The sequence below is a fragment of the Halomonas sp. ND22Bw genome, assembly GCF_003011945.1.
In the GTDB taxonomy this organism is placed as follows: domain Bacteria; phylum Pseudomonadota; class Gammaproteobacteria; order Pseudomonadales; family Halomonadaceae; genus Halomonas; species Halomonas halophila.
Map to the genome: position 1 here is coordinate 1 of NZ_PXWD01001754.1, position 237 is coordinate 237.

The 237-nt window shown below is 63.7% G+C and carries 1 protein-coding gene; it reads left to right on the plus strand.

The features are described from left to right. On the plus strand, positions 1-218 hold a 218-nt coding region (locus tag CVH10_RS24310), incomplete at its 5' end, for a hypothetical protein (protein WP_219925112.1). Positions 219-237 lie beyond the last annotated feature (19 nt).

Genomic DNA, 237 nt, shown 5'->3' on the forward strand with positions numbered 1-237 from the left:
GCGTACGCGAAGGCTATTTGAGCATCGGCTATCTGTCGGTCTTTATCGCGCTCAGCATGTCGGAAAGCGTGTTGCTGAACCACGCCAGCCTGCCCTGGTCGCTGATGCTGGCCATTCTGACGCGCGCCGTGACCTTCGATCCTGCACCGTTGCGCGCCCCGCTTGCTCGACCGGCTTTGCGGGCCTACCAGAACCGGCCCCGAATCGCCTCAGCCTAGGTGAATGGCCGCCGACCTC